The 21324-nt window shown below is 66.9% G+C and carries 20 protein-coding genes; 4 read left to right on the plus strand and 16 right to left on the minus strand.

Annotated features, from left to right (window positions below; genetic code table 11):
* Window positions 1-854: 854 nt before the first annotated feature.
* From lpdA to sdhC, 16 genes are all read right to left on the minus strand, one after another.
* Complete coding sequence (gene lpdA, locus GV027_RS01750; protein ID WP_031394829.1) at window positions 855-2249, minus strand: dihydrolipoyl dehydrogenase; 1395 nt, start codon at window positions 2247-2249, stop codon at window positions 855-857.
* Window positions 2250-2376: 127 nt separating this feature from the next.
* Window positions 2377-3621, minus strand: coding sequence for a 2-oxoglutarate dehydrogenase complex dihydrolipoyllysine-residue succinyltransferase (gene odhB / locus GV027_RS01755; protein WP_159510772.1), 1245 nt, complete (start codon window positions 3619-3621; stop codon window positions 2377-2379).
* Between the two features lie 80 nt (window positions 3622-3701).
* Window positions 3702-6641, minus strand: a complete 2940-nt coding sequence (locus GV027_RS01760; RefSeq protein ID WP_159510773.1) for a 2-oxoglutarate dehydrogenase E1 component — start codon at window positions 6639-6641, stop codon at window positions 3702-3704.
* A gap of 160 nt (window positions 6642-6801) precedes the next feature.
* Window positions 6802-7686: a succinate--CoA ligase subunit alpha gene (gene sucD / locus GV027_RS01765; protein ID WP_031395407.1), complete on the minus strand. Its 885-nt coding sequence runs from the start codon at window positions 7684-7686 to the stop codon at window positions 6802-6804.
* A 76-nt stretch (window positions 7687-7762) separates the two neighbouring features.
* On the minus strand, window positions 7763-8053 hold the full coding sequence (locus tag GV027_RS01770) for a GIY-YIG nuclease family protein (RefSeq protein WP_159510774.1): 291 nt from the start codon (window positions 8051-8053) through the stop codon (window positions 7763-7765).
* An 87-nt stretch (window positions 8054-8140) separates the two neighbouring features.
* Complete coding sequence (gene mdh / locus GV027_RS01775) at window positions 8141-9103, minus strand: malate dehydrogenase (RefSeq protein WP_159510775.1); 963 nt, start codon at window positions 9101-9103, stop codon at window positions 8141-8143.
* Between the two features lie 249 nt (window positions 9104-9352).
* Entirely contained in the window at window positions 9353-10444 is a 1092-nt protein-coding gene (gene zapE, locus GV027_RS01780) for a cell division protein ZapE (RefSeq protein ID WP_159510776.1), read from the minus strand.
* A gap of 129 nt (window positions 10445-10573) precedes the next feature.
* The gene (locus tag GV027_RS01785; RefSeq protein WP_201302557.1) at window positions 10574-11044 is read right to left on the minus strand and encodes a PaaI family thioesterase; all 471 of its coding nucleotides are present in this window, start codon (window positions 11042-11044) and stop codon (window positions 10574-10576) included.
* 372 nt (window positions 11045-11416) lie between these two features.
* Window positions 11417-12211, minus strand: coding sequence for a succinate dehydrogenase iron-sulfur subunit (locus tag GV027_RS01790; protein WP_159510778.1), 795 nt, complete (start codon window positions 12209-12211; stop codon window positions 11417-11419).
* A 134-nt stretch (window positions 12212-12345) separates the two neighbouring features.
* Window positions 12346-12927 carry a ClpP family protease gene (locus GV027_RS01795; protein WP_159510779.1) on the minus strand — a complete coding sequence of 194 codons (582 nt, stop codon included), beginning with the start codon at window positions 12925-12927 and terminating at the stop codon, window positions 12346-12348.
* Between the two features lie 59 nt (window positions 12928-12986).
* On the minus strand, window positions 12987-13184 hold the full coding sequence (locus tag GV027_RS01800; RefSeq protein ID WP_159510780.1) for a type II toxin-antitoxin system HicA family toxin: 198 nt from the start codon (window positions 13182-13184) through the stop codon (window positions 12987-12989).
* Between the two features lie 6 nt (window positions 13185-13190).
* A complete protein-coding gene (locus GV027_RS01805) occupies window positions 13191-13439 on the minus strand; it encodes a DUF1902 domain-containing protein (RefSeq protein WP_159510781.1) in 249 nt (82 codons plus the stop codon).
* A gap of 112 nt (window positions 13440-13551) precedes the next feature.
* Window positions 13552-13827, minus strand: coding sequence for a hypothetical protein (locus tag GV027_RS01810; RefSeq protein ID WP_159510782.1), 276 nt, complete (start codon window positions 13825-13827; stop codon window positions 13552-13554).
* The gene (gene sdhA, locus GV027_RS01815; protein WP_031440116.1) at window positions 13827-15629 is read right to left on the minus strand and encodes a succinate dehydrogenase flavoprotein subunit; all 1803 of its coding nucleotides are present in this window, start codon (window positions 15627-15629) and stop codon (window positions 13827-13829) included. Before sdhA ends, GV027_RS01810 begins: the two co-directional genes overlap by 1 nt.
* A complete protein-coding gene (gene sdhD, locus GV027_RS01820) occupies window positions 15629-16015 on the minus strand; it encodes a succinate dehydrogenase, hydrophobic membrane anchor protein (protein WP_031440117.1) in 387 nt (128 codons plus the stop codon). Before sdhD ends, sdhA begins: the two co-directional genes overlap by 1 nt.
* Window positions 16015-16359, minus strand: a complete 345-nt coding sequence (sdhC, locus tag GV027_RS01825; protein ID WP_031393660.1) for a succinate dehydrogenase, cytochrome b556 subunit — start codon at window positions 16357-16359, stop codon at window positions 16015-16017. Before sdhC ends, sdhD begins: the two co-directional genes overlap by 1 nt.
* Window positions 16360-16680: 321 nt before the next feature.
* Between sdhC and GV027_RS21765 the strand changes: the two genes are divergently transcribed.
* From GV027_RS21765 to GV027_RS01845, 4 genes are all read left to right on the plus strand, one after another.
* Window positions 16681-18024, plus strand: coding sequence for a methyl-accepting chemotaxis protein (locus tag GV027_RS21765; RefSeq protein WP_031393659.1), 1344 nt, complete (start codon window positions 16681-16683; stop codon window positions 18022-18024).
* A 21-nt stretch (window positions 18025-18045) separates the two neighbouring features.
* Window positions 18046-19437 (plus strand): methyl-accepting chemotaxis protein, encoded by a 1392-nt coding sequence (locus GV027_RS01835; protein ID WP_201302558.1) that lies wholly within the window; start codon window positions 18046-18048, stop codon window positions 19435-19437.
* Window positions 19438-19502: 65 nt separating this feature from the next.
* A complete protein-coding gene (locus GV027_RS01840; protein ID WP_159510783.1) occupies window positions 19503-20207 on the plus strand; it encodes an SDR family NAD(P)-dependent oxidoreductase in 705 nt (234 codons plus the stop codon).
* Window positions 20197-21147, plus strand: a complete 951-nt coding sequence (locus GV027_RS01845) for a 50S ribosomal protein L11 methyltransferase (RefSeq protein WP_159510784.1) — start codon at window positions 20197-20199, stop codon at window positions 21145-21147. Before GV027_RS01840 ends, GV027_RS01845 begins: the two co-directional genes overlap by 11 nt.
* Window positions 21148-21324: the final 177 nt, after the last annotated feature.

The raw sequence follows: 21324 nt of genomic DNA on the forward strand, positions 1-21324 counted from the left end.
GACCCATGGTAGCGGACCGGGTTATGACGGCACGGTATCGCCGGGTCCGCCGTAACCATGGGTCCCGGCGTTCGCCGGGATGACGGATGGGGTGCGGGTCGTTGCGGGTTTGCCTGCCGCTACGGCCCGGCGATCGATGGCGAGAGACATGTTGCGCCCACCCCCTGCCGTCATCCCGGGCTCGACCCGGGACCCGGGGCCGCGGGCGGGTGCGTTTGGGGCTCTGGGTCCCGGCTTTCGCCGGGATGACGGGGGGTGTGGGTCGTTGCGGGTGAGCCTGTAGCTACGGCCCGGCGGTCGATGGCGAGAGAGACATACTGCGCCCACCTCTTCCGTCATCCTGGGCTCGACCCAGGATCCAGAGCCGCAGGGGGTCACGCTTGCGGCTCTGGATCCTGGCTTTCGCCAGGATGACGGGGATTGGATAGGGCGTGACCGAGAAGTGCGTGCTGTTGCTGGGGCGGGTCGTCGCTAGTTTGCCAGCCGCACCGGCAATGCGACCGATAGCGAAAGCCGCGATGCGCCCACCCCCCATGCCGTCATCCCGGGCTCGACCCGGGATCCAGGGCCGCAGGCGGGTGTGTTTGGGCTCTGGGTCCCGGCTTTCGCCGGGATGACGGATGGAGGTGCGGGTCGCTTATGTGGTTTGGGCTTGAGAGCGGGTATGTTTCGCGCGCGTTCGGCAGACGTGGAGAGGGCGCCGGTGGGGTTTCCACCGACGCCCTTCCGAAACGCAGCTTGACCGTGGCTTGGCCGGACAGGGGCGAAGCCCCTGTCGTCGGACGACGCTGGAGCGCCGCCGGCCGGTCTGACCGCGGGGTGCTCGGCCGTAGCTTCGCTACGGCTTTGCGCGGTCAGATGTGGATCGGTTTGCCCTGTACGGCCATCGCCGCTTCCTTGAGCGCCTCGGCATGCGTCGGATGCGCGTGGCAGGTGTAGGCGATGTCTTCGCTGGTCGCGCCGAATTCCATCGCGATGGCGGCTTCGGCGATCAGCGTGCCGGCCAGGCTCGACACGATCCATACGCCGAGGACGCGGTCGGTCTTGGCATCCGCGATGACCTTGACGAAGCCGTCGGTGTCGCGGTTGGTCTTGGCGCGGCTGTTGGCGGCGAAGGGGAACTTGCCGACCTTGATCTCGGTCATGTCCTTCGCAGCCTCTTCCGTGAGGCCGACGCCGGCGATCTCGGGCATCGTGTAGACGACGGACGGGATGACGTCCTCGTTGACGATGCCGGTCTGGCCGGCGATGTTCTCGGCCACCGCGACGCCCTCGTCCTCCGCCTTGTGCGCGAGCATCAGGCCGGGGACGCAGTCGCCGATCGCCCACACGCCGTCGACCTTGGTCTTGAAGCTGTGGTCGGTCTCGATCTGGCCGCGCTTGTTGAGCTCGAGGCCGATGGCTTCGAGATTGAGGCCGTCGACGTTCGCCTTGCGGCCGATCGAGACGAGCACTGCGTCGGCGGTCATCGTCTCGGACGCACCGCCGGCAGCGGGCTCGACGGTGACGGTCGCGACACCGTTGTCGACGGTCACACCGGTGACCTTGGTCGAGAGCTTCAGCTCCATGCCCTGCTTCTTGAACAGCTTGGCGCTCTCACGGCGGACTTCGCCGTCGAAGCCGGGGAGGATCTGGTCGACGAATTCGACGACGGTCACCTTCGCGCCGAGGCGACGCCAGACGCTGCCGAGTTCGAGACCGATCACGCCGCCGCCGATGACGACCATGTGCTCGGGCACCTTGGGGAGCGCGAGCGCGCCGGTCGAGTCGACGACGGTCGTCTGGTCGACCGCGACGCCGGGGAGCGGCATGACGCTCGAGCCGGTGGCGATGACGATGTTCTTCGCGGTGACGGTCTGGCCGTTGACGTCGACCGTGTGCGCGTCCTGGAACGCGGCCTTGCCCTTGAGCCAGGTCACCTTGTTCTTCTTGAACAGGAATTCGACGCCGCCGGTCAGTTCCTTGACGGCCTTGGCCTTCTCGGCGTGCATCTGGTCGAGGTTGAGCGAGACGCCGGTGAACTCGACGCCGAACTTGGTCATGTGACCGGCCTTGGCCTCCTCGTACAGCTCGGATGCGTGGAGCAGCGCCTTGGACGGGATGCAGCCGACGTTGAGGCAGGTGCCGCCGAGCGTATCGCGGCTCTCGGCGCAGGCGGTGCGCAGCCCGAGCTGTGCGGCGCGGATCGCGGCGACGTAGCCGCCGGGGCCTGCGCCGATTACGAGGACGTCATAGTCATAGTCAGCCATTGTCGCTTCTCTCTTACTTCCCCGGCGCAGGCCGGGGCCCAGTTGGGAGATATATGGGGAGGGCGAGGCGCTTCGTCACCGCGGCCTTCCCCACTGGGCCCCGGCCTGCGCCGGGGTGCTTGGATACTTACAGGTCGATCAGGATCCGCGTCGGGTCTTCGATCGCGTTCTTGAGCGCGACGAGGAACGTCACGGCTTCGCGGCCGTCGATCAGGCGGTGATCGTAGCTGAGAGCGAGGTACATCATCGGGCGGATGACGATCTGGCCGTTCACGACGACCGGGCGCTCCTCGATGCGGTGGAGGCCGAGGACCGCCGACTGGGGCGGGTTGATGATCGGGGTCGACATCAGCGAGCCGAACACGCCGCCGTTCGAGATAGTGAAGGTGCCGCCCTTCATCTCGTCCATCTTGAGTGCGCCGTCCTTGGCGCGCTTGCCGAAGTCGCCGATCGTCTTCTCGATCGTCGCGACCGACATCTGGTCGGCATCGCGGATCACGGGGACGACGAGGCCGCCCGGCGACGAGACCGCGACCGAGATGTCCGCGTAATCGTGATAGACGATGTCGTCGCCATCGATCGATGCGTTGACGCTAGGGATGTCGCGCAGCGCCATGGTCGCGGCCTTCACGAAGAAGCCCATGAAGCCCAAGCGGACGCCGTGCTTCTTCTCGAACAGGTCCTTGTACTTGGCGCGCGCCTCGATCACCGCGGTCATGTCGACGTCGTTGAACGTCGTCAGCATCGCGGCGGTGTTCTGCGCTTCCTTGAGACGCTTGGCGATCGTCTGGCGCAGGCGCGTCATGCGGACGCGCTCTTCGCCGCGGCCCGAGGCTGCGGGCGCTGCGGCCGGTGCGGGCGCAGGTGCTGCAGCAGGCGCGGGCTTGCTCGAGGCGGCGGCGGTCACGTCTTCCTTGGTGATGCGGCCGTCGCGGCCGGTGCCCTTGACGGTGCCGGGGTCGACGCCGTGCTCGAGCACCGCGCGGCGGACCGACGGCGAGAGGGCTGCGGGCGAGTCGCTGGTGCCGGCGCCGGGCTGGTCGCCGTAACCTGCGCCGGATTCGTCCTTGGCGGGTGCGGAGGGCGTTGCGGTTGCGGCGGGCTCGGGGGCCTTAGCAGGAGCCGCTGCGCCGTCACCGGCGTCGATCGTGGCGAGCATCGCGCCGACCTGCACCGTGTCGCCGACCGCGACGGCGTGCTGGCCCATGACGCCGGCGACCGGCGAGGGCACCTCGACCGAGACCTTGTCGGTCTCGAGGCTGGCGATGGGCTCGTCGACGGCGACGGGATCGCCGGGCTGCTTCAGCCACTCGCCGAGGGTGGCTTCGGTGATCGATTCACCCAGGACGGGGACGGTGACTTCGGTTGCCATGGTTTCTGCCTACTTCCTTGTATCCCCGCGAAGGCGGGGACCCAGACTGGGCCCCCGCCTTCGCGGGGGAACAGAGTTGATTACGATGCGCGGGTGCGGCGGATTTCGTCGCGGACGCTGTGGCCGAGCGCGTCGGCGACGAGCGCGCCCTGCTCGGCCTGGTGACGCTTCATCAGGCCGGTCGCGGGCGAGGCCGAGGCGCTGCGCCCGGCGTAGCGCGCACGCTTGACCGGCGAATTCACGCTGGCCAGCGCCTCCTCGATCAGCGGCTCGACGAAGAACCAATAGCCGTTGTTCTTCGGCTCTTCCTGCGCCCAGACGATCTCTTCGAGGTTCGGCATCTTCGCGACGCGCTCGGCGATCGGGTTGCCGGGGAAAGGATAGAGCTGCTCGACGCGGACGATCTGCGTGTCGGTGTCGCCCGCCGCATCGCGCGCCTCGATCAGGTCATAGGCGACCTTGCCGGTGCACAGGACGAGACGCTTGGTGTCAACGTCGGCCGCACCATTGGTGTCGGACAGGAGGCGACGGAAGTGGCTGTCGCCCTGGAAGTCCTCGGCGTTCGACACCGCGAGCTTGTGACGGAGCAACGACTTGGGCGTCATCACGATCAGGGGCTTGCGGAAGTTGCGGTGCATCTGCCGGCGGAGCAGGTGGAAATAGTTCGCCGGGCTGGTGCAGTTCGCGACCTGGATATTGTCGTCCGCGCAGGACTGGAGGAAGCGCTCGGGACGCGCCGAGCTATGCTCGGGCCCCTGCCCTTCATAGCCGTGCGGGAGCAGCATCACGAGGCCATTGGCGCGGAGCCACTTCGACTCGCCGGACGTGATGAACTGATCGATCATGATCTGCGCGCCGTTGACGAAATCGCCGAACTGCGCCTCCCAGAGGACCAAAGTCTTCGGGTCGGCGAGCGCATAGCCGTACTCGAAACCGAGCACGCCATATTCGGACAGCGGGCTGTCGAGCACCTCGAAATTGCCGTGCTCGATCTCCTGCAGCGGCACGTACTTGTGCTCGTCGGTCTGGTCGACCCAGACCGCGTGACGCTGCGAGAAGGTGCCGCGGCCCGAATCCTGGCCGGACAGACGGACGCCGTATCCTTCGGAGAGCAGGCCGCCGAACGCGAGCGCCTCGCCGGTAGCCCAGTCGAAGCCCTTGCCCGACTTGAACATCTCGCGCTTGGCGTCGAGCACACGCGCAAGCGTCTTGTGGATCTTCACGCTCTCGGGAACGGTCGTCAGCGTGCGGCCGAGCGAGTCGAACAGCTTCTGGCTGAGACCCGTCTCGACGTTGCGGCGCGCGGACGCACCATCGGTCGGCGCGCTGAGGCCGGTCCAGCGACCGCCGAACCAGTCCGCCTTGTTCGGCTTGTACGACGCGCCCGCCTCGAACTCGCCCTCGAGACGGAGCGTGAGCTGCTTCACATTCTCGTCGATCCAGGGCTGGTCGATGACGCCTTCCTTGATCAGGCGGTTGCCATAGACCGAGCTGACGCCGGGGTGCTTGCGGATGATGTCGTACATCAGCGGCTGGGTGAAGGAGGGCTCGTCACCCTCGTTGTGACCGAAGCGGCGATAGCACCACATGTCGATGACGATGTCGCGGTGGAACTTCTGACGGAATTCCATCGCCATCTTGGTGGCGAAGGTCACCGCCTCGGGATCGTCGCCATTGACGTGGAAGACCGGCGCCTGGACGCCTTTGGCGACGTCCGACGGATAAGGCGACGAGCGCGCGAACTGCGGCGAGGTCGTGAAGCCGACCTGGTTGTTGATGATGAAGTGGACGCAGCCGCCGGTGTTGTAGCCGCGGATGCCCGAGAAGCCGAGGCACTCCCAGACGATCCCCTGCCCCGCGAACGCCGCGTCGCCGTGGATCAGCACGGGGAGCGAGGCGACATGGTCCTTGAGGTCGTTGTTGAGCGTTTGGATCGCGCGCGTCTTGCCGAGCACGACCGGATCGGCCGCCTCGAGATGCGAGGGGTTGGCGACAAGGCTCATATGAACCTTGTGGCCGTCGAACTCGCGGTCGGTGCTGGTGCCGAGATGATACTTCACGTCGCCCGAGCCGCCGATGTCATCGGGGTTGGCCGAGCCGCCGGCGAATTCGTGGAAGATGACGCGGAGCGGCTTGGCCATCACGTTGGCGAGCACGTTCAGACGACCGCGATGCGCCATGCCGATGACGATCTCGCGCACGCCCATCTGGCCGCCATACTTGATGACCGATTCGAGCGCGGGGATCATCGACTCGCCGCCGTCGAGCCCGAAGCGCTTCGTGCCGACATACTTCTTGCCGAGGAATTTCTCCCACTGCTCGGCTTCGATGACCTTGTTGAGGATCGCCTTCTTGCCGTCGACCGAGAATTCGATCGCCTTGTCCTGGCCTTCCATGCGCTCCTGGAGGAAGCGGCGCTCCTCGACATCGGCGATGTGCATGTATTCGAGGCCGACATTGCCGCAGTAATTCTTGCGGAGCGTGTCAACGAGCTCGCGGATGGTCGCCCATTCGAAGCCCATCGTGCCGCCGAGATAGACCTTGCGGTCGATGTCGGCGTCGGAGAAGCCGTGATATTCGGTCTTCAGATCCTCGGGCATCTCGCGCTTCGAGAGGCCTAGCGGATCGAGATTGGCGGCGAGGTGACCGCGGACGCGGTAGGTGCGGATCAGCAGCTGCGCGCGGATCGCGTCGGCCGCGGCCTTGGCGATCTCGTCCTTCGAGACGGGCGCGGGCGCGGCGGCTGCGGGCGCGGGCTTGCCGCCACCCTTTGCGGGCTTGGGCGCGGGCTCCATCTGGGTCGGGTCGAGCGCCGCGGTCAGATCGTCCGTGGTGGTCAGCGGCCAGCGCGCGCTTTCCCAGCTCGGGCCCTGCGCGGAGCCTTCGAGCCCCTCGAAGAACGTCCGCCAGCCGGATTCGACCGAGGCCGGATCGGCGGTGAACTTGGCGTAGAGCGTCTCTACGAACGCCGGGCTGACGCCGGCTGCGATATCGCTGAAATCCTGGCCTTCGTAGCCCATGTCGTTCGTCCTCAGTTTCCCTCTCCCCCGCGGGGGAGTGGGAGGGGCCCGCCCGCACTTGCGGGTGGGAGGGTGAGGGCACGGGCGGTCACGTGCCCTCACCCTTCCGCCGCCAAGTGGCAGCTCCTTCCCTCTCCCCGAAGGGAGAGGGATAGTAAGATCAACCCTTCAGCACGCTCAGCAGCGTCTCGCCGAGCAGGCTGGGGCTTTCCGAGACCTTGATCCCGGCAGCTTCCATCGCCGCGATCTTGCTCTCGGCATCGCCCTTGCCGCCCGAGACGATAGCACCGGCATGGCCCATGCGACGACCCGGAGGTGCGGTGCGGCCCGCGATGAAGCCGGCCATCGGCTTCTTGCGGCCACGCTTGGCCTCGTCGATCAGGAACTGTGCGGCCTGCTCCTCGGCGTCGCCGCCGATTTCGCCGATCATGATGATCGACTTGGTCTCGTCGTCCGCGAGGAACAGCTCGAGCACGTCGATGAAGTTCGTGCCGTTGACCGGATCGCCACCGATGCCGACCGCGGTCGTCTGACCAAGGCCTGCGTTCGAGGTCTGGAAGACCGCCTCATAGGTGAGCGTGCCTGAACGGCTGACAACGCCGACCGAGCCCTTCTTGAAGATCGAACCGGGCATGATGCCGATCTTGCACTCGCCGGGGGTCAGGACGCCGGGGCAGTTCGGGCCGATCAGGCGCGACTTGGAGCCCGCGAGCGCGCGCTTGACCTTGACCATGTCGAGCACGGGAATGCCCTCAGTGATCGCGACGATCAGCTCGATCTGTGCGTCGATCGCCTCGAGGATCGAATCGGCGGCGAAGGGAGGCGGCACGTAGATCACGGACGCGGTCGCGCCGGTGACCGACTTCGCCTCGGCGACGGTGTTGTAGACGGGGAGGTCGAGGTGAGTCGTGCCGCCCTTGCCGGGGGTGACGCCACCGACCATCTGCGTGCCGTATTCCAGCGCCATCTTGGTGTGGAAGCTGCCGGTTTCGCCGGTCATGCCCTGCGTGATGACCTTGGTGTTCTTGTCGACGAGGATGCTCATCTTGTCTCGTTCCTTACCACCCCGGCGAAGGCCGGAATTCAGCTTGGGCGCCCGTGTTAGCGGGTGAACAAGCTTGCTAAAATAATGACTCGAACAGATCGTTCCAGTCGGGGTTCATTCGTTCGATCTCGGACAGTTTCCACTGCCGGTTCCACTTCTTCATCTGAAGTTCGCGCAGCCGCGCATTCTCCAGATCGTCGTGCACTTCATACCAAACCAGCAGTTTGCAACCGTAGGTTCTGGTGAAGCCCTCGATCACGCCGTTACGATGTTGATAGGCTCGTGCGGCGAGGTCGCTGGTGACACCGAGATAGATCGTTCCGTTACGCCGGCTAGCCATGATGTAGACATAGCCGGGCTTGTTCACCGCACTGCTCCTTGTTCCCCCGCGAAGGCGGGGGCCCAGACTGGGTCCCCGCCTTCGCGGGGACACAAGGCGGCAGCGCGGCTCAAATCAGTTCAGGCTACCGTCGATACCCTTGCAGGCCACGATCAGTTCCTTGACCGCGTCGACCGAGACCTGGAGGTTGCCCTTGGCTTCGTCGTCGAGCTTGATCTCGACGATCTTCTCGACGCCGCCGGCACCGATCACCACGGGCACGCCGACATACAGGTCGTCGAGGCCATATTCACCCGAGACGTACGCCGCAGCCGGCAGGACGCGCTTCTGGTCGTAGAGATAGGCCTCGGCCATCGCGATGCCGCTGGTGGCGGGCGCGTAATAGGCCGAGCCGGTCTTGAGCAAGGCGACGATCTCGCCGCCGCCGCCGCGCGTGCGCTTGACGATCGCGTCGATCTTCTCCTGGCTCGACATGCCCATCGCGATGAGATCGGGGACGGGGATGCCCGAGACGGTCGAGTAGGAGATGACCGGGACCATCGTGTCGCCGTGGCCGCCGAGCACGAAGCTGGTGACGTCCTTGACCGAGACCTTGAACTCGTCGGCGAGGAAGTGGCTGAAGCGTGACGAGTCGAGCACGCCGGCCATGCCGACGACCATGTGATGCGGGAGCCCTGAGAATTCGCGCAGCGCCCACACCATCGCGTCGAGGGGATTGGTGATGCAGATGACGAACGCGCCCGGTGCGTTGGCCTTGATGCCCTCGCCGACGGCCTTCATGACCTTCAGGTTGATGCCGAGCAGGTCGTCGCGGCTCATGCCGGGCTTGCGCGCGACACCGGCGGTGACGATGATGACGTCCGCGCCGGCGATGTCGGCATAGTCGTTCGAGCCGGTGATCGTCGAGTCGAAGCCTTCGACCGGGCCGCACTGCGACAGGTCGAGCGCCTTGCCCTGGGGGATGCCCTCGGCCACGTCGAACAGGACGATATCGCCCAGACCCTTGAGTGCTGCGAGGTGCGCGAGCGTGCCGCCGATGTTACCGGCGCCGATCAGCGCGATCTTCTTGCGAGCCATTCCAATCCGTCTCCGTCTGATGTGCGGGGTGATTGGTGACGCCGGTTACGCGCATTATGGCGCTACGGCAACCGTTAAAGCGGAAAAGTCGTCTCGTTATTGCAACTCGTTCGCAGGAGCAATAAGGTCATCCCCCACCCCGGCGGAGGCCGGGGCCCAATTGGGGAACGTTGCTAACTGAGCACCGCGCCCTGTTACTACGACCTCTCCATTTGGGCCCCGGCCTTCGCCGGGGTGGTGCTCGGAGGGTCAGATATGCCCTTCCGCCAGATACTCCTCGGAGCGCATCTCTTCCAGCCGGCTGATCGTGCGGTCGAATTCGAACCGGCCGTCGCCGCTCGCGTAGAGATCGCCCGGCTCCGCGTCGGCGGCGGCGAGCAGCTTGACCTTGTGCTCGTAGAGCGCGTCGATGAGGCCGACGAACCGTGCCGCCTCGTTGCGGTTCTCGGGCCCGAGCTTGGGGATACCGACGAGGATGATGGTGTGGAATTTGCGCGCGATGGCGAGATAGTCGGCGACGCCCCTCGCCTCGCCGCACAGCTTTTTGAAGCTGAACACCGCGACGCCTTTGAGCGACTTGGGGACGCGCAGGGCCCGGCCCTGGACGATCAGCTCCTCGGACGGGACATGCTCGCTGTCGTCGGGCGAGAAGTCGGTGAGGCGGAAGAAGGCGGCGGAGAGCTGCGCGGTCGCCTCCGGCCCATTGGGGACGAGCCAGGTGTCCTGGCTGCCGAGCCGGTCGCGGCGGTAATCGACGGGGCCGTTCAGCGGGAGGACGTCGAGCCGCTGCTCGATCGTCGCGATGAAGGGGAGGAAATGCTCGCGGTTGAGGCCGTTCTTGTAGAGATCGGCGGGCGGGCGGTTCGAGGTGGTGACGATCGTCACGCCGGAATCGAGCAGCGAGGTGACGAGCCGCGACAGGATCATCGCGTCGGGGCTGTTGGTGACCATCATCTCGTCGAACGCGAGCAGCCGGGTCTCCTCGGCGATCGCGGTGGCGACGGGGACGATCGGGTCGCCGACCTCCTTGCGACGCTCGGCGGCGATGCGCGCATGGACCTCGAGCATGAACTCGCCGAAATGGACGCGGCGCTTCCGGTCGACCGCGACCTCGGCGAAGAACAGGTCCATCAGCATCGACTTGCCGCGGCCGACACCGCCCCAGAGATAGACGCCGCGCGGGGCCGGCCTCTTCGAGAAGCGCGCGAAGAAGCCGGTCGCGACGGGTGCGGCGAGTTCGGTGGCGAGCGTGTTGAGGCGCGCGGCGGCGGCGGCCTGTTCGGGGTCGGGGCGGAGTTCGCCCGAGGCGACGAGCGCTTCGTAGGCGGCGAGGACGGTCATTGGTCTTTACCACCCCGGCGGAGGCCGGGGCCCAGGGGGGAAGGTTGCCGGAATAGAGCGCTACGCTTGAACAATGATCGTGTCCCAACTGGGCCCCGGCCTTCGCCGGGGTGGTGATAGCGGTCGGGGTCAGCCCTTCGGCGGCTTAGGCGACGGCTTGCGGATCGTCGCGGAGAAGGCCGCGATCTTCGCTTCGTCCTCGCCTTGCACCACGAGGCCCCGCAGGAACAAGAGGCGGCCGGTTTCCTTGAGCACCTCGACCTGCGCCTCGATCGGCGCGCCGATGCGGCCGCCACCGATGAACTGGGTGTTGAGGTCGAGCGTCACCGCGGTGCCGGCGGTGATCAGCCCGAAGCCGCGCGCGGCGGCGAACAGCGCGACGTCGATGAAGCCGAGCAGCGCGCCGCCGTGGACATTGTCCTGCAGGTTCGAATGGCGACGCTCTGGCGTGATGCGGACGCGGACGAGGTGGCCGTCGACGCGGTAGAGCATGGGGCCGAGCAGCGTGTTGAACCGGGTCGGGTCGGACAGGGTCCAGCTGCGCCAGCCGGGGTTTGCGGGGTCTTCGGCGTCGAGGAAATGGGGGGTGGTCAACGGCATGTCCTTCGAAGCTTGCGAACGGCTCCCCTTTTCGCCCCGCCTCCGTCCCCTCTCCGTTCGTCCTGAGCGAAGTCGAAGGACCTTGGGAGGCGTCGTCCCTGGCCCCACGCTTGTGCTTCGACTACGCTCAGCACGAACGGGGTTTGGGGGAGCGTAGTCCCTGGCCCCGGGTCTGTACTTCGACTTCGCTCAGCACGAACGGGGTTGGGGGAGCGTCGTCCCCGGCCCCGGGCCTGTGCTTCGACTTCGCTCAGCACGAACGGGGTTGGGGGAGCGCCGTGCCCGGCCCCGGCCTGCGCTTCGACTTCGCTCAGCACGAACGGGAGGGGGAGGGATCAGGGGTTGGGCGAAGAAGCTCCCCCCCCCCTCAAATCAGACGATCCGTTCGGCTTCCATCTTCTTGATCTCGGCGATCGCCTTGGCGGGGTTGAGGCCCTTGGGGCAGGCGTTCGCGCAGTTCATGATCGTGTGGCAGCGATAGAGGCGGAACGGATCCTCGAGCTCGTCGAGCCGCTCGCCGGTCATCTCGTCGCGGCTGTCGGCGAGCCAGCGATAGGCCTGGAGCAGGATCGCGGGGCCGAGGAACTTGTCGGCGTTCCACCAGTAGCTCGGGCACGAGGTCGAGCAGCAGGCGCACAGGATGCACTCGTACAGGCCGTCGAGCTTCGAGCGGTCTTCGGGAGACTGGAGACGCTCCTTGCCCGAGGGCGGCGGGGTGACGGTCTGGAGCCAGGGCTTGATCGACGAATATTGCGCGTAGAAATGCGTGAAGTCGGGGACGAGATCCTTGATCACGTCCATGTGCGGCAGCGGCGTGATCTGGACCTCACCCTTGCAATCCTCGATCGCGGTGGTGCAGGCGAGACCGTTCTTGCCGTCGATGTTCATCGAGCAGGAACCGCAGATCCCCTCGCGGCACGAACGGCGGAAGGTCAGCGAGCTGTCCTGCTCGCCCTTCATCTTGATCAGCGCGTCGAGCACCATCGGGCCGGTCTCGTCGAGGTCGAGCTCGAACGTGTCGTAGCGGGGATTTTCGCCGCTATCGGGATCGTAGCGATACACCTTGAACGATTTCAGCCGCTTGCCCCCGCTGGTCCCATGAGTCACTGGGGCATGCTTGACGCCCTTCTTAACGACGCTGTTTTTCGGGAGCGAGAATTCGGCCATTGCGAGCGGTCCGTCCGTGGTGTGATGACAAGGTTGTCAGAGCCGATACATGACAGGGGCCCTGCCCGCAAATCCTTAGCTTCGCGGGTGCAACATGAGTCATATGTGGGGCGGGGCACGGACCGCCGCAACCGTCAGATGATGTCGAGGATCAGCCCGAGATCGCGCGCTTCCTGCGCCTCGATATACCAGTTGGACGGCGCCTTGGCCTTCAGCTCCTCGATATCGACCTTGGTGCCGCGGACGAGATCGCGAAAGCCCTCTTCCTGGATGTTGATCGAATCCTCGATCTCGTGGAGCTTGGCCTTCAGCGTGTAGGACAGCGCGTTGAGCGGGCCGTTGAGCTGGATCGTGCTCGTCATCTGGCGCTCATGGATCATCAAGCGGCTGTTGCGCGTGAGGAAGCGGCTGTCGGCGGGGAAGGCCGACATGAAGGTGGCGCCCGCCGAATAGACCGCGACCTTGCCGAGGAACAGCGTCTCGCGATCGGTATATTCGCGCAGCAGGCGAATATGGTCGCCCATCGCGCGCGCCATTTCGGGATCGCCACCGAGCGTGGTGATCGAGACGACGAGCGGTCCTTCAGTGGGCGCGGCCGCGACCTGCGCCTTGAAGCTGTCGTACATCGCGTCGTCGACGGGGCCGTGCAGCTGGACATGGGGGACGGCGAGCAACGGATAGTTGCGCGCGTTCGAAGCGGGGGAGGTGTCGGTCATGCGCGGGCAAACTTTCGCCGGGGGCGGCGAGTTCCGCGCAGCGGTACAAAAGGCGGCGTCTAAAGCTTGGTCGTTATCCCCGCCTGCTTCAATATCGCATTGGCCGTATGGCGGGACAGGATCGTACCATCGACGACGATCGGACGTGGCGCGAGCGGACTACGCCAGATCTCGTGATCGCCCTTGCCGCTGCGTACGAAGACGCACCCGTTTGCCGTCAGGATTTCACGAACCTGCGCGGCATAGCCCCGGACCACGATCCGTCAGGCCGCAATCTCGAAGTCGCGCTCATGGTGCGCGATGATGCGGATGCGATGCGGTCCGGAGAGGCGCGCGGGGTCGGCGATATCGTCGGCGTGGATGTCGAGAAGATCGGGCAGCATGGCGCCTGCCTTTGCGGCCAGTGCCTCGAGCGTCGTAGCGTCCGCGGCGAGTCCGGGGATGTCGCCGTCTACCGAATACCAAACGCCGGCTTCAGGATCATAGTCCGCCCGGATCGTCCAATGCGCCATGGCCAGCCTCGTCTTGCCGCAGGGTGTGCGAGGGGGTTTTACGCGGGATCGCGGGTTTGCGCCATCGTGCGGTGTTGCAGGACCGGACGTGGACGGTGATCGGACGGTGGTGTCAGCCCGGCTGCTTGTTCCCGCGCTTGTGCTGGAGGATCCAGCCGACCAGGCCGCCGGGGACGCCGCCGGCGAGCGAGAAGAGCGCGAAGAAGGTGATGGCGATCTTCTGCGGGTCTTCGCCGGGGGCGCGCGTTTCGATGCCGTAGATATAGATCGCGGTGCCGATCGCGACGATCGCCGGCCAGAGAAAGCCGGCGATCATCGGCGGGAACCGCGTCAGCAGCCCCACCGCGACGGGTACGAGGAACCCGATCGCGATGATGGCCCAGATCATCAATAGACCCGCTTCTTGGGCTTGATGTAGTCGACGTCGTCGGTGAGCGTGTAGTCGTGCACCGGGCGGAAATCGATCTTGGTCTGACCGCCCTTGCCACCCCAGCCGTCGAAGGTCGTGATGGTGTGCTTCATCCAGTTGGCATCGTCACGCTCGGGGAAATCCTCGTGCATGTGCGCGCCGCGCGACTCGGTACGGTTGGCGGCCGAGTTCATCGTGACGACGGCCTGGCCGATCAGATTGTCGAGCTCCATCGTCTCGACTAGATCAGTGTTCCAGATCATGCTGCGATCCTTCACGGCGACGTCGGTCATCCGGTTGTAGATGCCCGCCATCTTCTCGACGCCCTGGTTGAGCAGTTCGGTATCGCGGAACACCGCGCAATGCTTCTGCATCGTCTGCTGCATGTCGAGACGGATCTGCGCAGTCGGCGACCCGCCGCTCGCGTTGCGGAACGTGTCGAGACGCGTCAGCGCGAGGTCTTCCGACCCCTTGGGCAGCGGCGCGTGCGCGGTGCCGGGCTTGAGCGTGTCGCGGATCCGCAGACCGGTCGCACGGCCGAACACGACGAGATCGATCAGGCTGTTCGAGCCGAGACGGTTGGCGCCGTGGACCGAGACGCAGGCGGCCTCACCGACCGCGAACAGGCCGGGGACGACCGCGTCGGGGTTGCCGCCGACGAGGTTGACGACCTCGCCGTGGAAGTTCGTCGGGATGCCGCCCATGTTGTAGTGCACGGTCGGCGTGACGGGCAGCGGCTGGCGCGTGAGATCGACGCCCGCGAAGACCTTGCCGGTCTCGGTGATGCCCGGCAGGCGCTCTGCCAGAACCTTCGGATCGATGTGATCGAGGTGCAGGAAGATGTGGTCGCCATTCTTGCCGACGCCGCGGCCTTCGCGCATTTCAAGCGCCATCGAGCGGCTGACGACGTCGCGCGAGGCGAGGTCCTTCGCCGACGGGGCATAGCGCTCCATGAAGCGCTCGCCCTCGGAGTTGGTCAGGTAGCCGCCCTCACCGCGCGCGCCCTCGGTGATGAGAACGCCCGCGCCGTAGATGCCGGTCGGGTGGAACTGGACGAACTCCATGTCCTGGAGCGGCAGCCCGGCGCGGAGCACCATCGCATTGCCGTCACCGGTACAGGTGTGCGCCGAGGTCGCCGAGAAATAGACGCGGCCGTAACCGCCGGTGGCGAGCACGGTCTGGTGGCTCCGGAAGCGGTGGATCGAACCGTCTTCCATGCACAAAGCGATCACGCCGCGGCAGACGCCGTTCTCCATGATCAGGTCGAGCGCGAAATACTCGACGAAGAAGTCCGTATTGTACTTCAGGCTCTGCTGGTAGAGCGCATGGAGCATCGCGTGGCCGGTGCGATCGGCGGCAGCGGCGGTGCGCTGGACCGGGGGGCCCTCGCCCATGTTCTGCATGTGGCCGCCGAACGGACGCTGATAGATCGTCCCGTTCTCGTTACGGCTGAACGGCATGCCGGCATGTTCGAGCTCGTACACCGCCTGCGGCGCCTCGCGGCACAGATATTCGATCGCGTCCTGGTCGCCGAGCCAGTCGGAACCCTTGACGGTATCGAACATGTGCCAGGTCCAGTGATCCGGCGAGTTGTTGCCGAGCGACGCGGCGATGCCGCCCTGGGCGGCGACGGTGTGCGACCGGGTCGGGAAGACCTTGGTGATGCACGCGGTCTTCAGCCCGCTCTCGGCGATGCCCATCGTGGCGCGCAGGCCCGAGCCGCCGGCCCCGACGACGACCGCATCATAGGTATGATCGATGATCTTGTAGGCAGCTGACATTACGCAGGAGCTCCGGAGAAGGCGACCTTCAGGATCGCGAACAGGGCGATGCCGCCCAGCGTGAAGGTGAACAGGTTGAGCAGGATCATCGTCACGACGCGGCTTTCGCCGTGCATGTAATCCTCGATCACGACCTGAAGACCGAGACGAAAGTGGTAGAAGACCGACAGGATCAGCAGCGCCATCGGTATCGCCGCCCAGGACGACTGGAGCCACAGATGCACCGAGGCATAGTCATAGGCGGGCATCCGCGCGACCGCGACCATCAGCCAGGCCATCAGGAAGATGTTGGCGCCGGCGGTCAGCCGCTGCTGCCACCAATGCTGCGTGCCGTGCTTGGCGCTGCCCAGACCGCGGACGCGGCCGACTGGCGTACCCGAACCCATTACTTCATCCCCATGTAGAGCCAGAAGGCGACCGTCAGCAGCGTGCTGGCCAGGATCGTCGCGCGCGCGCCCATGCGGTTGCGCTTAAGTTCGAATCCGGCGCCGGTGTCCATCACCAGATGGCGGATGCCCGTCATCATGTGCTGGAGCAGCGACCAGGTCAGGCCGATGCCGATGACATAACCGAGAATGTTGAGCCCGCCCGTATCGGTCGTGAACACGTCGACAAAGGTCGCATAGGCCTGATCCCCCGAGGCGATCGCGGCAAGCCACCAGACGAGCAGCAGGCTGCCGACGGTCGCCATGCCGCTGCCGGTCGCACGGTGCAGGATCGAGACCAGCATGTGCGGGCCCCATTTATAGACCTGCAGATGGGGAGAAAGCGGGCGTGCCGGGTTGCGCGATGCCAAGGGCTGTGTCCTCGAGTACGAAGGGCGAGTAACGAACGGTTTGCCGGTCTATTAGACGCCATGTGCTGCGATGCAACCCATCGCCGCCCGGCTTGATAACCCAGGGCAATGCGCAGGGGCTGCCGGACGGTTGGTCGGGCGGGGCGGCGGGCGCCCCCTGCCCCGCGGCATCGATCCCTAACCTGGCCTTAAGGAATCACCGTTAGCGCTGGCCGGGCAACGCGATCCGGAGTTTACCCTTTGACCTCACTCGACATGCCGGCCCCCGGGTCGATCGCCACCCAGATCGACCTGGCCGCACGGCTGCGCGCGTTCGACTTTGACGGCTCGCTCGCGGCGGCCAGCCGCGAGCTCTGGGCGCTGATCGAACCGCATGTCGTCACGATCTCCCAGGCCTATTGGGAACAGTGGCAGCGCTGTTTCAGCAACGAGCGCATCTGGTCGCCGCACGAGGCCGACGCGATGATCGAGGTCGGCTGCAATTTCCTGCGCGACCGCTTCCTCAACACCAATGCGCGCGGCTGGGTCGAATCGGTCGAGCGGTCGGTCGCCGCGGCCTATGCCGCCGACGTGTCGCCGATGGCGCTGCTGTCGATGATCAGCGCGAGCGACCGTGCCGCGCTCGGCGTGCTGATGCAGAGCGTTGCGCGCGACAATGACCGACTTTCCTTGTATATCGACACGCTGATGAGGCTGTCGGCGCTGGAAGGTGAGATCACCGTGGCGATCTATACCAAATATCGCAACTTCTCGGCGCAGGGCGCGCGCGACACGCTGGCGGTCGAATTCCGCGACGGAATCGCGACGATGGTCGAGACCGCGACCGACGAGGGGCATGTCCTGCGCGAACAGGCGGTCCGCAGCTCGGCCTCGACCCGCGCGGTGCTGGGCAAGGCGAGCGAGGTAGCCGCCGCCGCCGAACAGTCCGCGGTCGCGATGCGCGAGGCCGCGCAGACCGCCGCGGGGCTGATCCGCGCGATCGAGGATGCGCGCAGCGAGGTCGAGGCCGCAGCCGAGATCGCCAATCGCGCATCCGCACAGGCGACCGACGCGGTCGGCATGTCCGAGGCGCTGAGCGATCACGCCAAGTCGATCGAGTCGATCCTGGGGCTGATCCGCGACATTGCCGGCCAGACCAACCTGCTCGCGCTCAACGCGACGATCGAGGCGGCGCGCGCGGGCGATGCGGGACGCGGCTTCGCGGTGGTGGCGCAGGAGGTGAAGAGCCTCGCCAGCCAGACCGCACGCGCGACCGACGACATCGCCGCCAAGATCGCCGCGATCCAGTCGGCGACGCGCGGCACGGTCGCGACCAATGCGAGCATCAAGGCGACCGTCGCCGAGGTGCAGGACAGCGCCGACCGGATCCGCCACGCGATGGAGGCGCAGGCGCAGACCGTCACCGCGATCACCGCCGCGGTCGACGAGACCGCGCTCGCCGCCGATTCGATGTCGACGACGATCGCGGCGATCAGGGCGGATACCGAAATGGTGGCGACCGAGATCGACGGCGTCGGCCGGGGCTTCGACATGCTCGACAGCCGGCTGAGCAATCTGAAGACCAGCGCGGGCGTATTCATCGCGAAGGTGGCTGCATAACGGACGGCACAAGGGGGGAGCATGACCGCGCCAATCGACCGCATGAGCAATGGCGTGCCACACGGCACGCTGGACTGGGGCAATGATGGCCGGCCGCTGTACGAACGCGTGCGCGACTATGACTGGGACGGCGCGATCGGGCCGAGCTGCGCGACGCTGACCGCGATGCTGGATGCCGCCGACCACCGGCTGATCGCGGAGACGTTCTGGCGGCATTACCTCTCGCTCGAGAGCGCGCTTCATGTCCGGCCCGCCTTCACTCCCGAGCGACTCGAGCGCAGCATCGTCGCGAGCGCGGACTATGTCCGGCTGAAATATCTCTCCCCCTATGACCTGGCGTGGCGGGACATCGCGATCGACCATGCGGTCCAATCGCGCAAGGCGAACATCCCGCTACCCGCCTTGCTCGCCGCGCTGGCGTTCGCGCACAGCGTCACGCTCGGGCTGATCGCCGAACGGGTCGGCACCGACACCGCGTCGATGCGGATGCTGGGCGACGTGATCCAGCGGCTCGCGCTGATCGAAGCGGACATCATGGCGTCGCATCTGAGCGCGTCCGATGCCGAGGCGGCGCGGATCGCCCGCAGCGCGCGGGCGGCTGCGTTCCGTGAGAGCATCGCCTCGTCGATCGAGGACACCGCCGAACTGGGCGCGCGGATCCGCGTCCAGGCGATGGGCGCGTCGACCTCGACCCGCAGCGTGCTGGGCAAGACGAGCGAGGTCGCCGCCGCCGCCGAACAGTCCGCGCTGGCGATGCGTGAGGCCGCGCACACCGCCTCGGGACTGATCTGCGCGATCGAGGGCGCGCGCATCGAGGTCGAGGCGGCGGCGGAGATCGCCAATCGCGCGTCGGCACAGGCGACCGACGCGGTCGGCATGTCCGAGACGTTGAGCGCGCATGCCCAGTCGATCGAGTCGATCCTGGGGCTGATCCGCACGATCGCGGGGCAGACCAACCTGCTCGCGCTCAACGCGACGATCGAGGCGGCGCGCGCGGGCGATGCCGGGCGCGGCTTTGCGGTGGTGGCGCAGGAGGTGAAGAGCCTCGCCAGCCAGACCGCGCGCGCGACCGACGACATCGCGACCAAGATCGCCGCGATCCAGGCGGCGACGCACAGCTCGGTGACGACCAGCGTCGGCATCCGCACGACCGTCGGCGAGGTCCAGGACAGTGCGCTGCGGATCCGCCAGGCGATGGACGCGCAGGCGCGGACCGTCGCGTCGATCACCGCCGCGGTCGACGAAACCGCGCTGGCCGCCGACACGATGTCCGCGACGATCGACATGATCCGCGGCGATGCGGAGGCGGTCGCCAACGAGATCACGCTGCTCGGCCAGGATTTCGGGCTGATCGACGACAAGCTGAGCGTGCTGCGCGGGGCCGCCGACGGGTTTTCGTCCAGCGTCGCGTGAGCGACCTCACCGCCGTGCAATCGGGCAGGTGACGGACCCTTACCGGGCGCGCTAAGGCCCTGGGCATGACCATCCTACTCACAGGGTCGAGCCGGGGCATCGGCGCGGCCATTCACCAGGCGCTGACCGACGCGGGCGCCACCGTCATCGGGCACAAGAGCAGCAACGGGGGCAGCGCGAGCGGGCTCCCCGCCGACTTTGCCGACCCTGCGGGGCCGACCGCTTTGTGGACCGCCGCGCTCGAACAGGCCGGCGGCACGATCGACGTGCTGATCAACAATGCCGGGGTGTTCGAGGCGAGCCCGCTCGAGGATGCGGACTGGACCGATCAGTGGGAGCGGACGATGCGGATCAACCTGACCGCGTCCGCCGAACTCTGCCGGCTCGCGGTGCTGCACTGGCAGGCGCGCGGGTTCGCGGGCCGGATCGTCAACATCGCCAGCCGCGCCGCCTATCGCGGCGATTCGCCCGCGCACTGGCATTATGCCGCGTCGAAGGCGGGAATGGTGGCGATGACCAAGACGATCGCGCGCGGCTATGCCCGCGAGGGGATCCTGGCGTTCGCGATCTGCCCCGGCTTCACGATGACCGGGATGGCGGAGGATTACCTGTCGAGCCGCGGCGGCGATGCGCTGCTCGCCGACATTCCGCTCGGCAAGGTCGCGGACCCCGCCGAAGTCGCCTCGGTCGCGCGCTATTGCGCGCTCCAGGCGCCGCCCTCGATGACCGGCGCGGTGATCGACGTGAACGGCGCCAGCTATGTCCGCTGAGAGCTGGAAACTCACCCTCCCCTGCACGCGCGCGGAGGCGGAGGCGATCGATGCGAGCGGCGATCTGGGCGACGCGATCCCGGGCGACGCGGTGCTGATGACCACCGAGGAGATCGAGGACGACGTCGAATCCTGGCGGCTCGACGCGTATTTCGAGCATGAGCCGGGCGCCGACACGGTCGCGGCGGTGCGCGCGCTGGTGCCGAGCGCGGCTGGGGCCAGAATCGCGGTCGAGCGACTGGCCGCGGCGGACTGGGTGACGATGAGCCAGGCGGGGCTCGAGCCGCTGTCGGTCGGCCGGTTCTTCGTCCATACCCGCGCGCATGCCGACGCCGTGCCCGCGGGCAAGCGCGCCTTCCTGATCGAGGCGAGCCGCGCGTTCGGGACGGGGCATCACGAGACGACCAGCGGGTGCCTGGCGATGCTCGACGGGCTGGCGGATGCGGCGTTCGCCAACGTCATCGACATCGGCACGGGGACCGGGCTGCTCGCCTTTGCCGCGGCGCATCTGTGGCCCGAGGCGGCGGTGATGGGGACGGATATCGATCCGGTCTCGATCGAGGTGACGCAGGAGAATGCGGACCTGAACGGGGTCGTGGGGATCGACCTGGTGGTGGCCGACGGGACGCTCGACGACGCGATCGTCGCGCGTGCGCCCTATGACCTGGTGATCGCGAACATCCTGGCGGGGCCGTTGGTGTCGATGGCGCCGGAGATCGCGTCGATCGCGGATGCGGGGGCGACGATCGTGCTGGCGGGGCTGCTCGAGACGCAGCGCGCGGGCGTGGTCGCGGCGTATGAAGCGTGCGGGTGTTCGCTGGACGCGGTCGCCCGGCGGGGGGACTGGAGCGTGCTGCGGCTGCGCGCGGGGGCGACGCGGTTCGTGGCGGACGGGCCGTTCGATCCCAAGGGGCGCGACGGGTGGGCGCTGGATATTTGATCCTGCTCCGCCGCGAAGGCGGGGGTCCATGAGGGTGCGGCCCGCGCCTTGCCTCACACTCTACACCACCCCGGCGGAGGCCGGGGCCCAGTTGGGATGGCCGTTCGGTTCCATCTCCGGGGTTCGCCCAACTGGGCCCCGGCCTTCGCCGGGGTGGTTTGTGGGTGGTGGGCGTCC

The organism is Sphingomonas sp. T1, from assembly GCF_902506585.1.
GTDB classification, from domain to species: domain Bacteria; phylum Pseudomonadota; class Alphaproteobacteria; order Sphingomonadales; family Sphingomonadaceae; genus Sphingomonas; species Sphingomonas aerolata.

Coding starts and splice junctions, on each gene's coding strand:
- sdhD (WP_031440117.1), bottom strand. CDS start 16,015: ATGGGTTCGGGTACGCCAGTCGGCCGCGTCCGCGGTCTGGGCAGCGCC.
- GV027_RS01785 (WP_201302557.1), bottom strand. CDS start 11,044: ATGCCGTTGACCACCCCCCATTTCCTCGACGCCGAAGACCCCGCAAAC.
- GV027_RS01805 (WP_159510781.1), bottom strand. CDS start 13,439: ATGGCGCATTGGACGATCCGGGCGGACTATGATCCTGAAGCCGGCGTT.
- mdh (WP_159510775.1), bottom strand. CDS start 9,103: ATGGCTCGCAAGAAGATCGCGCTGATCGGCGCCGGTAACATCGGCGGC.
- GV027_RS01795 (WP_159510779.1), bottom strand. CDS start 12,927: ATGACCGACACCTCCCCCGCTTCGAACGCGCGCAACTATCCGTTGCTC.
- GV027_RS01845 (WP_159510784.1), top strand. CDS start 20,197: ATGTCCGCTGAGAGCTGGAAACTCACCCTCCCCTGCACGCGCGCGGAG.
- odhB (WP_159510772.1), bottom strand. CDS start 3,621: ATGGCAACCGAAGTCACCGTCCCCGTCCTGGGTGAATCGATCACCGAA.
- GV027_RS01840 (WP_159510783.1), top strand. CDS start 19,503: ATGACCATCCTACTCACAGGGTCGAGCCGGGGCATCGGCGCGGCCATT.
- GV027_RS01810 (WP_159510782.1), bottom strand. CDS start 13,827: ATGATCTGGGCCATCATCGCGATCGGGTTCCTCGTACCCGTCGCGGTG.
- GV027_RS21765 (WP_031393659.1), top strand. CDS start 16,681: ATGCCGGCCCCCGGGTCGATCGCCACCCAGATCGACCTGGCCGCACGG.
- sucD (WP_031395407.1), bottom strand. CDS start 7,686: ATGAGCATCCTCGTCGACAAGAACACCAAGGTCATCACGCAGGGCATG.
- GV027_RS01760 (WP_159510773.1), bottom strand. CDS start 6,641: ATGGGCTACGAAGGCCAGGATTTCAGCGATATCGCAGCCGGCGTCAGC.
- GV027_RS01790 (WP_159510778.1), bottom strand. CDS start 12,211: ATGGCCGAATTCTCGCTCCCGAAAAACAGCGTCGTTAAGAAGGGCGTC.
- sdhA (WP_031440116.1), bottom strand. CDS start 15,629: ATGTCAGCTGCCTACAAGATCATCGATCATACCTATGATGCGGTCGTC.
- zapE (WP_159510776.1), bottom strand. CDS start 10,444: ATGACCGTCCTCGCCGCCTACGAAGCGCTCGTCGCCTCGGGCGAACTC.
- sdhC (WP_031393660.1), bottom strand. CDS start 16,359: ATGCTGGTCTCGATCCTGCACCGTGCGACCGGCAGCGGCATGGCGACC.
- lpdA (WP_031394829.1), bottom strand. CDS start 2,249: ATGGCTGACTATGACTATGACGTCCTCGTAATCGGCGCAGGCCCCGGC.
- GV027_RS01835 (WP_201302558.1), top strand. CDS start 18,046: ATGACCGCGCCAATCGACCGCATGAGCAATGGCGTGCCACACGGCACG.